This window comes from Pseudomonas sp. 5Vm1k (genome assembly GCF_056161485.1).
Map to the genome: position 1 here is coordinate 165,279 of NZ_JBSPCZ010000010.1, position 14,653 is coordinate 179,931.

Below are 14,653 nucleotides of genomic sequence, written 5' to 3' on the forward strand. Positions count from 1 at the left end.
GTTGCGCGCAACATTTGTGATCGACACATAACCTGTAGGAGCGAAGCTTGCCCGCGAAGAGGCCATCCCTACCAACACAAAATCTCAAACCTGCGCCGGGTCCGTCCACCGCCGAAACCACCAACGCACCCGGGAAATCGGCTTGCCCTCAGCATCCAGCGGTCGCCCATCACTGGCAAACCCCTGTTCCGGCTCCACTAACTGTCCATTGAGATAACGCGCATCCACCGCCGGTTTACCGTTGGGATGAAAGCGCTGATACCGCCCCTCACGCACGCCGTCGCGATAAAACTCTGCCTCGGCCAGTTGCCCGTCAGGGAAGTAATTATTCGCCTCACCATGCAGCAAGCCCCGGCGATAGCTGGCCTTGCGTTGCAACCAACCTTCGGGCGCATAAAAACTGGCGACGCCCTGCAATTTGTCCCGCACAAAGGGCAAATGCGCCGAGACTTTGCCGTTGGGGTGATACAGCAAACTCGTGCCTTGCAGTTCGCCCTGGCTGTAATTCAGATCCGCCTGGGGCCGCCCGGCTTCCTTGATGTGCAGCGGGCCTTCCAGGCGCTCATCGACCAGGCGCCCATCCATGTGACTGTCACCACGGTCCAGGTCCACTTTGCTGGATGACATCGGCGTAAACCTCCTCAGTTAACCTTCACCAGTCCGCCCTTGATGGTCAGCATCCCGCCGCCGTCCACGGTCTGCTCGGCACCGCCCTTGTTCATCAGACTGACCCCGGCGTCGTTGGTCAGCGTGGTGCCGGCCTTGTTGGTCAGTTCAGTCCCGGCGGTATTGCTCAACGCCGTGCCTGCCTTCTGGCTGACCGAAGTACTGGCCTCGGCCGCCAGGTCGGCACCGCTCTTGATGCTGAAACTGCCACCACTTTGCAGGGTCAAGGTGCCGCTGACCTTGATTGTCAGGTTGCCGTCCACCGTCAGGCTGTAATTGCCGGTGACCTTGTGCTCGTAATTGCCGCCAGTGCTGTGAGTCTGGTCGGCGCCGACCTTCACCGTGCGGCTGTCCTTCACATCGAGCGTGTCGCTGCCAGTCTGGATCGTCACGCTGCGTTTGCCTTTCTCCAGGGTCACGGTTTCGTCGCCTTCCTTTACCGTGCGCGTGCGAGCGTTTTGCACCGTCAGGGTTTCGTCATGGCCGACCGTGGCAGTGGTGTCGTTGAGCACGTTGATTTTGAAGTCTTTCTGCGCCTGCAAGAACACCTCCTCGGCGTCCTTCTTGTCCTCGAAGCGCAGTTCATTGAAACCGCCACCACCCTTGGACGACTGGGTCTTGATCCCGGACTGGGTTTGATTCGCCGGCAAGGCGTACGGCAGGGCGTTGTCGCCGTTGTAGACGCAACCGGTCACCAGTGGCCGATCGGGGTCGCCATCGATGAACGTCACGATCACTTCCTGGCCGATGCGCGGAATAAACTGCATACCAAAACCCTTGCCGCTCCACGGCAACACGACCCGAACCCAGCAGGAACTGGTTTCGTCATTCTTGCCGTCGCGGTCCCAGGGGAATTGCAACTTGATCCGGCCATACTCGTCGGTCCAGATCTCTTCGCCGGACTTGCCGACCACGATAGCGGTCTGTGTGTGCATCCGTGGTTTGGGTGTGGTTCGCGCCGGGCGATAGGGCGTGGCTTTGGGGATTGCTTCGAAGCGATTGCGATAGTCTTCGTGACTGGCTTCATGGGTGACCGACGTCACCACCCAATCGATATTCAGGCTCGCGTCATCATGCCCGGCGAGGGTGAACCAGTGCCCCGGAACCAGCCACCGGCAGTCGCTTTCGCCGACAAACCGCCTTTCCTGACTGCGCAACCCATCGACCCGCTGCTTGGTCAACGCATCACCGCGTGCCTTGGCGTTGTAACCGCCCGGATGCTCGTAAATCGAGCGCGGCCCGGCGACGGCTTCAGCCTGGCCGTAGAGGGACGTGGTCGGCGTGGTGAACTCGTAATCCGTCGCGCGATATACCCCGGCCACCGCTTGCATGCACACCTGGCCGGAACGAATGCCATGCAGCTCGCGCTCGCCCAATTGCTGGCCGAGATAGCTGACTTTGGGTCCGTTGGGGATCTGCACAAACGCATCGTTACTGTCACCCAGCACCAAGGTGTGTTTGCCCGCCTCGTGGGTGAAAAACCAGAAAATCCCTTCCTCTTCCAACAATCGCGAGACGAAGGCGAAATCGGTTTCGCCGTACTGCACGCAATACTCACGCGGGGTGTAACTGCCGGTGAGGGACAGCTTGAAATCGGCGAAGCCGTGAGCCTTGAAAATCGTGGTGACGATGTCCGAGGTGGCGAGGTTCTGAAATACCCGATTGTTGCTGGCCAGGGTTAGCCACCACAGCCATGGGCGTAGCACGAGTTGATAGCGCTCGGCGGTGGCGTCGGCCGGGAGTTGGCGGATTTCGGCGACCAGTGCATCAAACGGGCGGAGCAGGGCGTCGTTGTGCAGGGTGGTGGTGACGTGGGTGGCGACGGCGGTGGTCAGGGTGAGGGAGGTGCCGTCGTTGAGGCCGTTCAGGGTTTGCGTACCTAAAGCATTCAGCGCCTCTTCACCCGATAACGACTCAGGATAGAGCGCCGACAGCGAGGCTGCGGTTAGGGAGAGGCTGGTGTTGCTGTCGGTGGTGCGGGGCATCGAAACGGCCTTGGGTAGCGATCAAAGAGTCAGCAAGTACGTACGGTTTTCTTACCGTTACCAGGCGTTGAACATACCGACATTCCAGACCGCCTGATGAAAGCCGGCCAGATACAAACCGCCCATGGCGCCCCATGTCAGGCGAACCGTAATGGGGTCGGCGGTGGGGTTAATGTAAGGCGCCACGGCCATCGAGTTGTTGGAAACGGTTCCGCCGGCACCCAGTTGCGTAATGACAAAACGAATGAGTAAACGCTCAAGATTGACCGCAGTCCCATCAATCATTGCGTTGAAAGCCGCAGGAGGGGCTGGCACGGCAATAACCGGGGCTGGGGCGACGCCAAATATTGGAGGGGTGTTTTGACAGGTAGTTATCCCCCAGGTAACGCCGATTCTGGCCATTTCTGCCGGTAAGAAGCCTGTCTCCGTAATGGTTGCCAGACGGGTGTTGAAGCGGTTTCCGATATCGTTGGCGATTCCAATGTAGCGGTTGTTGGAGTTGGCATTGACGATGATGTAAGTACCGGCCATTCCGAACATGCCTCCTGGCAGCAATGCGTTGCCGAACCCGCCGCCGAGCACTGGCGGCGGTGCCATTCCGCCGAGGTGTGCGGAGTTGTTCAAGTTGAAATGTATATTTCCCATGGTTCGTCCCACCAAGCCAAATGACGCTGACTATGAAAATAAATCCGTACCGTTGTTTTCTGGGGCTGCGGCTACTGGCGTCTCATCTGAATTGCACAACCCACCAGTGCTGATTCAGATCCGCATAGTTTTGGATAATGTGATTCAACAGCCACGGCAGAAAGTCATCTTGTCCATTGCTGCGGTACTCACCAAAATTCGGATCGAAAAAACTGATATGCCCGCGACTGGTCAGTTCATAACCAAAGGCGTGACCTTCTCCGACGCCGGATAACGCGATGATGCCGATAACCGGCGGGGCAGAGAGCCTGAACGCTGCATCAGTCAGTTGGGAAACCCACACGGCCGTGAGCAAGCCATTGGCAAACCCAACCTTGTCATTCAGAAGCACCAGCGCATTGTTTTGCGCCCACTCACTCATCTTTTCCAAGCGATTGGCGTAGGCACGCATATTGTTGATCTGCCCCTGGACACGGGCGACCGATGAGATGGGGTTACCGTCAATACCGTTGTATCGATAGCCACTGTTGAACTCCGGGTACTCGTGTCCGGGATTATTTAGAAGATCCTCGATGACGAGCACTTGCGTGACATTCATCCAGTCCGCGATTTCAAGCTTTTGAGCTTCAGTGCTAACTGACTGATTGAATTCCAGCGCTTTGTCCTTTGCTTTGCGTCGAGCGCACCATTTCATTGAGAGGGCGAGGCAAACGCCGTCACCAAAGTCTTCAAGTGCCACGCTGTTGGCGATGGTATTTGCTTGATCATATTGAAACAGTTGCCAGACCATACAAAACTCCGTTTTTTAAGGTTCGTACACGACAAGGCCCGGGCCTGCTGCCGTATCAACACTCCTTGTTCACTGCACCTGTGCTCACTCCAACACCCACTCCGCCAACTTCCCCGTCACCTGCGTCATCAACACATTCTCGACATCCCTTGCCCCCGCCGCGCTGCACTTGGCCAACACTGCCTGGACAATCCCGGCATCAAACTCAAACTGCTTGCCGGTCGCGGCTTTATACCGGCCGCGCAATTTCTCAAGTTTTGCGAGCACAATCCCCTCCAGCGTCGCTTCATCCAGCGGCCGATACGCCACCACCGTCATCCGCGCGAGAAACGCCGGCCGGAATGCTTGCAGTAGCGCCTTGTGCAGCGCTTCGTTAAACGCATCAGTCCCCAGCTGCGCGACTGGCGTATCCAGCAGCAACTCGGCCCCGACATTGCTGGTCGCCAACATCACCGTGTTTTTGAAGTCCACCACCAACCCGGTGCCGTCCTCCATCACGCCTTTGTCGAAGACGTTGTAAAACGCCTCCAACACATCCGGATGGGCCTTCTCTATTTCATCCAGCAGCACCACTGAATACGGTTTGCGCCGCACCGCTTCGGTGAGCACGCCGCCGCTGCCGTAGCCGACATAACCGGGCGGTGCGCCTTTGAGTTGGCTGACGGTGTGGGCTTCCTGATACTCCGAAAGGTTGATGCTGATCAGGTTGCGTTCGCCGCCATACAAAGCGTCGGCCAGGGCGTAGGCGGTTTCGGTTTTGCCGACGCCCGTGGGGCCGACCAGCAGGAATACGCCGACCGGTTTTTGCGGGTCTGTAAGTCCGGCGCGGTAGGCCTGCAAACGTTGGGCGATGGTGCCGAGGGCGATGCTTTGGCCCATCACTCGTTGGCCCATGCGCTGGCCGAGGGTGCGCACGGCGTGGGCTTCGTCGGCGAGCATTTTGCCCACCGGGATGCCCGTCCAGCCGGCGATCACGGCGGCGACGGTTTTGGTGTCGACTTGTTCCGGCACCAGTGGATCGTCCTGACGAATCGCGTCGAGGCCGGCTTCCAGGCGCACCAGTTCGGCGGCCAGGTGATCGATGCGGCTGTCGGTGCCTTCGTCGGGCTTGTCGCTGTCGGCGCGTTCGCTCAACGCCAATAGCTCGCGACGGGTTTCCAGCAGTTCGCGCACGGCCACCCGTTCTTCATTCCAGCGGGTTTCCAGTTCGCGAATGGCCTGCACGTTGCTGACGGATTCGCTCTCCAGCAGGGTGATGCGTTCACGGTGATCGGCCCCGGTGGCTTGTTCCCGGCGCAGGCGCTCGACTTCATCCTTGAGACTGTTTTGTCGATGACGCAGGCTTTCCAGCGGCGGCGGCACGTCGTGTTGGCCGAGGGCGACCCGGGCGCACGCGGTGTCGAGCACGCTGATGGCTTTGTCCGGCAGCTGTCGGCCGGAGATGTAGCGATGGGACAGTTTCACCGCTTCATGGATGGCGGCGTCGAGCACCTGCACACCGTGATGCTGCTCCAGTTTGGCAGCGACACCACGGAGCATTTCCACGGCGGTGATTTCATCCGGCTCCTCGACTTGCACCAGTTGAAAACGCCGGGCGAGGGCCGGGTCTTTCTCGAAGTATTTTTTGTACTCAAGCCACGTCGTAGCCGCCAGGGTGCGCAACTCGCCACGGGCCAGGGCCGGTTTCAGCAGATTGGCCGCGTCGCTGCCACCTTCCGCGCCACCGGCGCCGATCAGGGTGTGGGCTTCGTCGATGAACAGGATGATCGGATTTTCCGCGCTGCGTACTGCGTCGATCACGCCTTTAAGACGCTGCTCGAACTCGCCTTTGACCCCGGCGCCAGCCTGCAATAAACCGAGGTCGAGCACCCGCAGGCTGACCTCCTGCAACGACGGCGGCACATCCCCGGCGGCGATGCGCAGCGCCAGGCCTTCGACCACCGCTGTTTTGCCTACGCCCGGTGCACCCACCAGGATCGGGTTGTTTTGCCGGCGGCGCAGCAAAATGTCGATGCACTGACGGATCTCGCCGTCGCGCCCGACGATGGGGTCAATACGCCCGGCATGGGCGTCGGCGGTCAGGTCCTGGGTGTATTGATCGAGTAGCGAATCCTGCTTCGGCTGCGGGTTACCCGGACTAACCGGGCGCGCGCCACCCACGTGTTCGCGAGAGCTTTCGGTCCATTCCAGCAGGTTGCTGCGCAGCGCATCCCGGGGAATCTTCAGCAGCGATGAAGCGCTATTGAGTAACAGGCTGCGGCGTTCATCACGGTCGATCAGGGCCAACAGCAACAAGCCGGAACGAATGCTGTCCAGCCCCAGCACACTGGCCTGGACCACCGCGTCTTCCAGCAAGCCAATGGTGTGCGCCGACAGCGCCGGCGTGCGGGTGCTGCCGGATTTGAACAGTTCCAGCGCCTTGTTGATTTCAGCGGTCAGGGCATCGCGCTCCAGACCGAAGCGCGGCAGCAGATAGGCGAAGTCGCCACCCTCGATGTCCAGCAACTCCAGCAACAGGTGTTCGATTTCGACGTAATGATGACCCCGTTGCAGACAGCGTTGCGCGGCGCGTTCCAGCGCGCGGCGATTGTCGGGGTTGAGGCGCCCGATCAGGCTGGCCAGTTCCATGTTCAGGTGATCTCCAGCTGACGAAGGCGGGTTTCGATCCGTTGCACGGCGAGACTGGTTTGGCGTTGCAAGCCGCCGTTCCAGCTCAGCAGCGGCGGTGCTTCGCGACCGAGTTTCATCGGGCCGGCGCCGCGCACCAGCAACACCAAAGTGCAATCCAGGTCCGGGCCGAAGTACAGCGCGCTGAGGCTGGCCAACGCCGGGTGGGATTCGCCGTCCGGCAAAAACTTTGCAGCCTGGGCCGAGCTCAACGGACCAAGGGTCATTCTGAAACCTGCGTGTTCATCCCAGACCCGAGTACCGGCCACTGCCGTGCGCCCCAGTTGCAAGTTACGACCGCCCGGGATCATGCGGCTGCGACTGGCGGGCGGGATCTCCCGCCAGGCACCTTCATAGGCGCTGAGCTCCACCGGCAATTCGAAGTGCTCGCGTACGATCGCGGCGAAACCGGCGAGGGAACGACGGCCATCCGCGAATAGCGCGCTGCACGCCAGCACGGCGGAGTCGGGCACGGCTTGGCGTTCTTGCAAGGCTTTGGGCAGCAACCCGGTGAGTGCGCGCAATTGCGCCTGCACCGCCGAGGCGCCGGGAACCGTAAACCCAATGGCTATCCGGTGTTTGCGCATCACCTTGTACAACAGGCTCAGCAAGCGATGCTGGAACAGGTCAAGGAATTCGGCCGGCGCGTAGTCCTTGGCCCGCGCCCGTTGTTGCAGCCATTCCTGATAGGCGTAGGGCAGGGGACCGTCGGGGCCGCCGAGGCCGAACACCGGTGTGCTGAGGGTCGGTTGTTCGCCGGGTTCCTGGGTCAGGCTTTCGATTTCGCTGGCGGCGAACAGTGGCGTCAACGGCCCGCGCAGGCGAATGGCTTCCGCCTGGGGCGAGGTGCCGCTGCCCAGGGATTCGGCCTGCGGGTGTTCGCGTTCCAGCAGCAACAGCGCTTGCAACAGCTCAAACGCTTGCGGATCACGCCGCAGCTTTTCACTCAGGTTCAGAGGGAAAGCGGCATGCCGGCTTGGGGTTGCCATGTTTTCACCTCCTTGTCGGACTGGACCAGCACCGTGCGCACAAAGCGATTGGCCGTGGCATACAGTGAAAAGAACTGGGCCAGCACCGCCGAAAACAATACGGCGCTGCTGCCGACGAAGTGCTGCGCATCCAGTTGCAGCTGCACCTCCAGGCCGTTGCGCCAACCGCGCCAGGCGTCTTCGCCGACATGGCCGATGACGCGCTCGCAACTCAGGCTCAGCAAGCCCTCGATCTGCCGCAAGGCACTGGCCTCGTCACGCAGGTTGTGCAACTGAAGGATTTCCTTGAGTGCATCCAGCGCTTGGGGCCCTTCGACCAGCGAGAGATGATTGAGGGTCAATTGCGACACCAGTCGCCAGCGCGATTCGCCGTCCAGGCGCGGCAAACTCTGCGGGCTCGGCGGGTTGCGCAGACGTGCCCAGGCCACTGGACCCGGCCGTTCAAAACCCAACGGGGTGCCGGCAGGCAGGCTTTGGGCCAAGTGTCGATTGGTGCACAGCAACTCGGCGGTGAGGCTGAATTCGACTACGTCCGAGAGCGGATCGAGTCGGGTGTCGACCAGGCTCATCATCAGGTCGGTGCCGAGCCGATTGGGGGTCATGCCGCTGACCCGTCGTGCATGCCAATAGCACTGTTGATCGCCGCCGCCATGCTGGCTGCCGTAATAGGCCGGCACCCGTTGCACACCCTGACGGGTGGTGGCGCGCACGGCTCGAATGCTATGGATCTCGACGCTGTTTTCCCGGTGACTGTCGGCCACCAGCCGGTATTCGCTGCGGGTGCCGTCCGGGCGCAGAGGTTCGGAGGTGCGCGGAAACAGGTTGATCACCGGCGCACAGCCGAGGGCGATGTCGCTGGCCTGAAGGTGCATGCGACTGGTGGGCGGACGGTCGAAGACGATGTACAGAAACAGTGTCTGACTGTCGGAACTGGCGCCGGCCAATGGCAGGTCGAAAAAATTGAATTTGTCTGGGAAAGCGAAGTACTCGGCCAGCAAGCGCATCCCGGGGTGCACACCGTCCTCGTCTGGCAGCAGCACTTCATCGCTGGCAAAGCCGACAATCTGCGGCAACCCCGACAACGCTTTTGGCACGCTGCCCGCCGGCCCGGCCAACACCTTCACGGCGTGGGCGCCGAGCAGGTCATACAGGCAGGCATTGATCACCGGGGACGCGGCCAGATGGATACGCAGGTGCTGGATGTTCAACTCCGACCACTGGCTTTCGCCCAGGCAACGCAGGCTCAGGCGTAACGCCGAACGGGCTTGGGGAACACCGGTCAGGGCCTGGGCTTCATCGCTGCCCAGCAACAAGGCTTCATTGATTTCCACCGGCCACAGTTGAACGGCGGCACTGGTGCGAAAGTGGATGCTTTCGCCTTTGCTGGTGGTGACGAACAGCGGTGTGTCGCGGGGCAATGGATAGCCGCCCGCGAGGTTGCCCTTGCTCGGGTCCGGCTGGAACTGCACGATCGCGCAGGACGGCAGCGGACGCATGGCCAGCGGGTAAAGTTGTTCCAGTAGGGCATCGCTGAATTCGGCGTAGTCGTCATCGAGCCGTCGTTGCAGGCGCGCGGCCAGCAGCGCAAAGCCTTCCAGCAGCCGTTCGACATGCGGGTCGGGGCATTCGCCGGGGGACAGTTCCAGACGCCGGGCGACCTTGGGATAGCGCTCGGCAAAAATGCTCCCGGCATGCCGCAGCCAGGTCAGTTCACGTTGGTAGTAGTCGAGCAGTTGCGGGTCAATCGAGTCGCTCATGACGCACCTCAAGGCCATCGCTGGCCTTCTCGATGACAAAGGCCACGGGCCAGTGCTGCAGGCCGCTGCGCAACTCGCCGAGCAGGCGAATACTCAACTGCTGTGGGTGGCCGGGGACTGGATTGACTTGAACCTCGCCCAGTTTCAAGCGCGGTTCGAAATGGGTGATGGCCTCACGCACTTCCCGCGCCAACTGACGACGGTCATCGCTGCGCTGCTGTTGCAGGGACGTCCAGTCAGCGATGCCGTAGTCGAGAATGCTCGGCGGAGAGGTCAAGGCGCGGGGACCGCGCCGAGTGTTGAACAGGCGCAGCAATTCCGTTTGGACTGAATCAAGCAGCTCCTTGCGGTCGAACACCTGCACGGTGTCGACCTCGCTCGAAGCAAGCCGCTCGAACAGCGGCGCACGGATGCCGGTGCCTGCCATGGCTGACGCGTCCTCTTACTTGCTGGCCTTGTTGGCGGCCATGTCCCAGACCGTACCGGCGGTGCCTTCCTTGGTGCCGTCGTCTTTCTGCGCGGTGAGTTCCCATTTGATTTTGGTGAAGTTCAGGGAAATGGTTTCCACCGGTTTGCCACCCGTGCCGCCACTGACGCTGACGTTGGACAGCACCACGTTGGTCAGGGTGTAGATGATGAACGGCATCAACTGACCACTGCCTTCGGCTGCGTTACGGCCGATGGTGATCTTGGCTTCCGGGATCGGTTTGCCGGCGCAGCAGTAGCCGTTGAGGGACGGCGTGGAGCTGTCGACGAATTTGGTCAGGGTGAACTCGCCGATGTGCGGTTTACCGGAGGTCCGTTCCGAGTTGCTGACGTCGTTGGTCACCTGCATCGCCACGTTGTGGCTGTAAGACATGACTTCGATTTTGTCCTTGTAGCCCTCGAGCAGACTGTCGCCTTTGATGTCGCCGCCGAGGTCGAGAATGATTGCATCCATCGCATGAAACTCCTGAAGGTTATCGCGCTAGATAAACGGAGAACTCCCGCCGGGTTGGCCGGCGGGAGAGAGGCAGGTCAGGCAGCGGCCGGTGGCGGCAGGGTGGCAACCAGGCGGATCGATGCGGTCAGCTCTTCAAGCTGGAAGTGCGGCCGCAGGAACACCGTGGCGTTGTAGGCACCGGGCTTGCCGGCGACTTCGGTGACATCCACCCGGGCTTCACGTAACGGGTATTGCGCCTTGATCTCTTGCGGCGCGTTATCGTTGATCAGCACGTAGTCGGCGATCCAGTTGTTGAGGTAGGTCTGTACGTTGTCGCGGGTCATGAAGCTGCCGATCTTGTCGCGCATGATCACCTTCAGGTAATGCGCGAAACGAGACGCCGCGAGCACGTACGGCAACATCGCCGAAATCCGCGCGTTGGCATTGGCTTCATTGGTGTTGTAGAGCTTGGATTTGTTGGTGGTCTGGCCACCGAAGAACACCGCGACGTCGCTGTTTTTCTTGTGGCACAGGGCGATGAAGCCGAGGTCGTTGAGCTCTTTTTCCCGGCGGTCGGTGATCGCCACTTCGGTCGGGCATTTGAGCGACAGGTCGCCGGAACTGGTGCGGAAGGTATGCGCTGGCAGGCCTTCGACCGCGCCACCACCTTCGGCGCCACGAATCGCCGCGCACCAGCCGTACTTGGCGAAGGCCTCGGTGATGCGTTGCGACAAGGCCCAGGCGGCGTTGCCCCACAGGTATTTGCCGTGGTCGGTGCCGTTGACGTCTTCGACGTAATTGATGCCTTCCACCGGCGAGGTTTCGGGACCGTACGGCAGGCGCAGCAGGAAGTGCGGCAGCACCAGCGAGACGTAGCGCGAATCTTCACTTTCGCGGAACGAGCGCCATTTGATCAGTTCCTGACTCTCGAACACTTTCGACAGGTCACGGGGCACGGCCAGTTCGGTGAAGCTGGTCATGTCGAACAGCCGTGGGCTGGCAGCGGCAATGAATGGCGCGTGGGCAGCGGCAGCGACGTTCGACAGTTTCTCCAGCAGGCCGATGTCCTGCGGGTGCCGGCCGAAGGTGTAGTCACCCACCAGCAGGCTGAACGGGTGGCCGCCGAAGGTGCCGTATTCTTCTTCGTAGATTTTTTTGAACAACGCGCTCTGGTCAAATTCGACGGCTTTTTCCAGGTCGTTTTGCAGCTCTTTCTGGGTCACGTTAAGCAGGCGCAGTTTCAGTCGGGAACTGGTTTCGGTGTTTTGCACCAGCAGGTGCAAGCCACGCCAGGAGGCTTCGAGTTTCTGCATATCGGGGTGGTGCAGCACTTCGTTGAGTTGAGCGCTGATCAGCTTGTCGATCTGGCTGATGCGGTCATTGATCATCGCCACGGTGTCCTTGTCGATGGCCATGCCTTCGTCGAGTACCTGGGTGGCGAATTCCGCGAGCATGTCGCGGGCATAGTCCTGCTGGCTGTCGTCATGGGCCATGCGGCCTTCGGCGATGATGCGGTCTAGCAGGGACAGGCTTTCTGTGGTGCTTTCACTGGTTTTGGCGGCGGCTGAAGCGGGCATGGCGACTTCTCCCTACGTGAATGAGTGATCAGGCTTGCGGTTCGGCCGGTGCTTCACTGTCGCCGGCGGCGGCAGGCGCAGGGGTGTCCGGACGCGCAGACTTGATCTCTTGCAGGCCCTCGGTGTTGGCGATGACATCGCGCAACAGCTTGTCCAGATCATCGTTGCCATCGAGTTTGGTCAGCAGGTCGCGTAGACGCTGGCGGGCTTCGAACAGACGGCGCAGCGGCGTGACTTGCTCGACCACTTTCACCGGGTCGAAGTCGTCGATGTGCTTGAAGTTGAGCTCGATGTTGAGCTTGCTGTCATCGCCGGTGAGGGTGTTGGTGACCTGCAAGGTGGCGCGGGGGGCGATCGAGGCGAGGACTTCGTTGAAATTGTCGCGGTCGATCTCGGTGAAGCGTCGCTCGGTCAGCTTGGGGAGGGCCTCGAGAGGCTTGCCGGAAAGGTCGGCGAGAATGCCCACCACCAGCGGCAATTCTTTTTTCTCGATGGCGTTGCCGATTTCGACGTCGTAGGTGATTTGCACCCGAGGCGGGCGCACCCGGTCGAGCTTGTGCTGAGTACTTTCTGCCATGTTGAGTGACTCCGATGCATGAGCGGGCGCAATGCATCGGGAGGCCCGTTCATCGCTTTCCCTTGCTGGACCGTAGGTTAGAAAGGGTGGCAGATGGACCTGTCGTTCCTTTGACAAACCTTCCTAGTTCGCCGTGTGGGCCGAACTACCCAAGACGCTAGAACAGGTCTATAAAAAAGCAAGGGAAAACCTTTTTGTGACAGTCATGAGAAAAGGAAAATTCATTTTGTCTGCACGTTTTTTTGCCTGCGCCGTGTTCTTGTCCCTCGCCGGGTGTTCGCTTTTCGGACCACGCGTCGATCTCGACAACCTGACCCTCGACGTCGCGCCACGAGCCAACGACGACACTCCGATTGCCGTGGATTTCATCGCCGTGAATGACCCGGACCTGCTCAAGCAGTTGTCGGGCATCACCGCTCGCCAGTGGTTCACCGAGCGCGATCAGTACCAGCGCGACTACCGGCAACTGATGACGGTCTGGGGGCTGGAGCTGGTGCCCGGTCAATTCATCGACAAACAACCCTTCCCGCTGGGGGGCAAGCGGGCGGCTGGACTTTTGGTCTTCGCCAGCTATAACACTCCCGGAGCACACCGGTTACGGCTGGATGACCAGAGCAATGCCTGGCTCAAGTTCGACAGTCGCGAGATGACGCTGGTGGGCGACAGCCCGAACTGATCACCTTGCAAGAACACCGCGTTGCGCGGCGAAACCATGACCTCGAAAGGAATCGTATGAGCCTGTTACCTGACGCGGTTTGCTGGCACGAGGGCATGCAGTTGTTGCCCCAGCATTTTCAGTTGCAAGGACTGCGGGCCGAGGCGCTGGTCGCGCATTTTGCCCAGGCGTGTAATCCGTGGTTCTGGGGCGTGAATCGCATCGAAGTTGATCCCGGTGCACTGAGTGCCGGGCTGGTGCGACTGATCAATCTGCAAGCGACAATGCCCGATGGTTTGCCGGTGAATCTGCAGGCCGGAATAGGGCCGACCCTGGAGCTCGACGTCGGCGAAGCGATCAACGCCACTGACGATGCCACGGTCACGGTTTACCTCGCGGTGAGCCCCTTATGGCGTGCCGGACAGTTGCTGCCGCTCAAGGGCCGGTTGCAATCGGTAGTCGGTGATGCGTTGCCGGATTTGACCAGCGGCGAGTACCCCGAATCGATCACTGTGTGGCGGCCGAATCCGCGCTTGTGCACGCAGTTGAACAAGGCCGATTCCATCTGCCTGCCGCTGCTGAAAATCCGTAAGGAGGGCGGTGGTTTCATCCCGTTGCCTTACACACCACCAACGCCAAGCCTGTTGCCGGAATCCGTGATTGGCCGGCGAGTGGCCGGTTTATGCGCCAGGGCGCGCGAGAAATGCATGTTCCTTGGCGGCCGTTTGCGTCAGGCGCAGCAGGCGGGCAATCAGGATGACGTACTGGAAATCCGTCGCCAGTTGACTGCGCTTTGGGCGCGGTTGCCGGAAGTCGAAGGTGCGCTGGGCAGCCGTCAGGCCAACCCGCAAACCCTGTATGGCGGGTTGCTCGGGCTGGCGGGTGCCTGGTCGGCGCTGGACCCGTTGGCCGGTGTTCCGCCGTTCGCGCCGCTGGATTTTCTGGAGCTGCAACGTGGCTATGAAGCGGTCCTCGACTGGCTGGAGAAAACCCTCGAATTGATCCGCGCCGGCTATCGCAGCCTGCCGTTTGCCCGCAGTGAACAGAGCTTTTCGATCCAGTTGCCCGACGATCAATCGAGCCAGCGCCTGGTGATCGGTTTGCGCATGCCCAACGGTGTTGGCGAGCAGGCTGCCAGTGAATGGCTGAGCGGCGCGATCATCGCGTCGCAGCCGCACATCCCGTTGCTCAGTCGCCAGCGCATGAGCGGTTTGACCCATCAGGCCATGAGCCGTAACGAGCAGGTGGCCTACAGCGTCGGTGACGATACGCGCTTGTTCGTGGTGACGGCCGAAGGCCAATGGTTCGACGGGCAGTTGCCGTTGCTGATTGCCGCGCCAGCGTCGAAACCGGCGAGCAGTCCATGGCAAGTGGTGTTGTTTGTGGCCCAGGCCAGTGAAAGTGCTTGATCAAGGAAGGGGCG

At 60.8% G+C, this 14,653-nt stretch carries 13 protein-coding genes; 2 read left to right on the forward strand and 11 right to left on the reverse strand.

Translation table 11 applies throughout. The features are described 5' to 3' along the window. Positions 1–84: 84 nt before the first annotated feature. The 11 genes from ACWIKB_RS20475 to tssB all read right to left on the reverse strand — a co-directional run bounded on the left by ACWIKB_RS20475 (position 85) and on the right by tssB (position 12,575). Positions 85–627, reverse strand: a complete 543-nt coding sequence (locus ACWIKB_RS20475; RefSeq protein WP_475269071.1) for a toxin-antitoxin system YwqK family antitoxin — start codon at positions 625–627, stop codon at positions 85–87. A 14-nt stretch (positions 628–641) separates the two neighbouring features. Continuing rightward, the gene (locus ACWIKB_RS20480) at positions 642–2,651 is read right to left on the reverse strand and encodes a type VI secretion system Vgr family protein (RefSeq protein WP_475269072.1); all 2,010 of its coding nucleotides are present in this window, start codon (positions 2,649–2,651) and stop codon (positions 642–644) included. A gap of 57 nt (positions 2,652–2,708) precedes the next feature. Beyond that, positions 2,709–3,182, reverse strand: a complete 474-nt coding sequence (locus ACWIKB_RS20485; protein ID WP_475269073.1) for a GIY-YIG nuclease family protein — start codon at positions 3,180–3,182, stop codon at positions 2,709–2,711. Positions 3,183–3,378: 196 nt separating this feature from the next. After that, positions 3,379–4,086 carry a YopT-type cysteine protease domain-containing protein gene (locus tag ACWIKB_RS20490; RefSeq protein WP_475269074.1) on the reverse strand — a complete coding sequence of 236 codons (708 nt, stop codon included), beginning with the start codon at positions 4,084–4,086 and terminating at the stop codon, positions 3,379–3,381. Positions 4,087–4,170: 84 nt separating this feature from the next. Continuing rightward, positions 4,171–6,714, reverse strand: a complete 2,544-nt coding sequence (tssH, locus tag ACWIKB_RS20495; protein ID WP_475269075.1) for a type VI secretion system ATPase TssH — start codon at positions 6,712–6,714, stop codon at positions 4,171–4,173. Positions 6,715–6,716: 2 nt separating this feature from the next. Next, on the reverse strand, positions 6,717–7,742 hold the full coding sequence (gene tssG, locus ACWIKB_RS20500) for a type VI secretion system baseplate subunit TssG (RefSeq protein WP_475269076.1): 1,026 nt from the start codon (positions 7,740–7,742) through the stop codon (positions 6,717–6,719). Then, the gene (gene tssF, locus ACWIKB_RS20505; protein ID WP_475269077.1) at positions 7,706–9,499 is read right to left on the reverse strand and encodes a type VI secretion system baseplate subunit TssF; all 1,794 of its coding nucleotides are present in this window, start codon (positions 9,497–9,499) and stop codon (positions 7,706–7,708) included. The genes tssG and tssF overlap by 37 nt, the downstream gene beginning before the upstream one ends. Then, positions 9,483–9,926 carry a type VI secretion system baseplate subunit TssE gene (tssE, locus tag ACWIKB_RS20510; RefSeq protein ID WP_475269078.1) on the reverse strand — a complete coding sequence of 148 codons (444 nt, stop codon included), beginning with the start codon at positions 9,924–9,926 and terminating at the stop codon, positions 9,483–9,485. The genes tssF and tssE overlap by 17 nt, the downstream gene beginning before the upstream one ends. A 15-nt stretch (positions 9,927–9,941) precedes the next feature. Beyond that, a complete protein-coding gene (locus tag ACWIKB_RS20515; RefSeq protein WP_475269079.1) occupies positions 9,942–10,439 on the reverse strand; it encodes an Hcp family type VI secretion system effector in 498 nt (165 codons plus the stop codon). A gap of 77 nt (positions 10,440–10,516) precedes the next feature. Beyond that, a complete protein-coding gene (gene tssC / locus ACWIKB_RS20520) occupies positions 10,517–11,998 on the reverse strand; it encodes a type VI secretion system contractile sheath large subunit (RefSeq protein WP_475269080.1) in 1,482 nt (493 codons plus the stop codon). 28 nt (positions 11,999–12,026) lie between these two features. Next, entirely contained in the window at positions 12,027–12,575 is a 549-nt protein-coding gene (gene tssB / locus ACWIKB_RS20525) for a type VI secretion system contractile sheath small subunit (protein ID WP_475269081.1), read from the reverse strand. A gap of 226 nt (positions 12,576–12,801) precedes the next feature. On the opposite strand from tssB, the gene ACWIKB_RS20530 reads away from it, so the two are divergent. Both ACWIKB_RS20530 and tssK read left to right on the forward strand, forming a co-directional pair. Continuing rightward, the gene (locus ACWIKB_RS20530) at positions 12,802–13,251 is read left to right on the forward strand and encodes a type VI secretion protein (protein WP_475269082.1); all 450 of its coding nucleotides are present in this window, start codon (positions 12,802–12,804) and stop codon (positions 13,249–13,251) included. A 56-nt stretch (positions 13,252–13,307) separates the two neighbouring features. Then, positions 13,308–14,639, forward strand: a complete 1,332-nt coding sequence (tssK, locus tag ACWIKB_RS20535; RefSeq protein WP_475269083.1) for a type VI secretion system baseplate subunit TssK — start codon at positions 13,308–13,310, stop codon at positions 14,637–14,639. Positions 14,640–14,653: the final 14 nt, after the last annotated feature.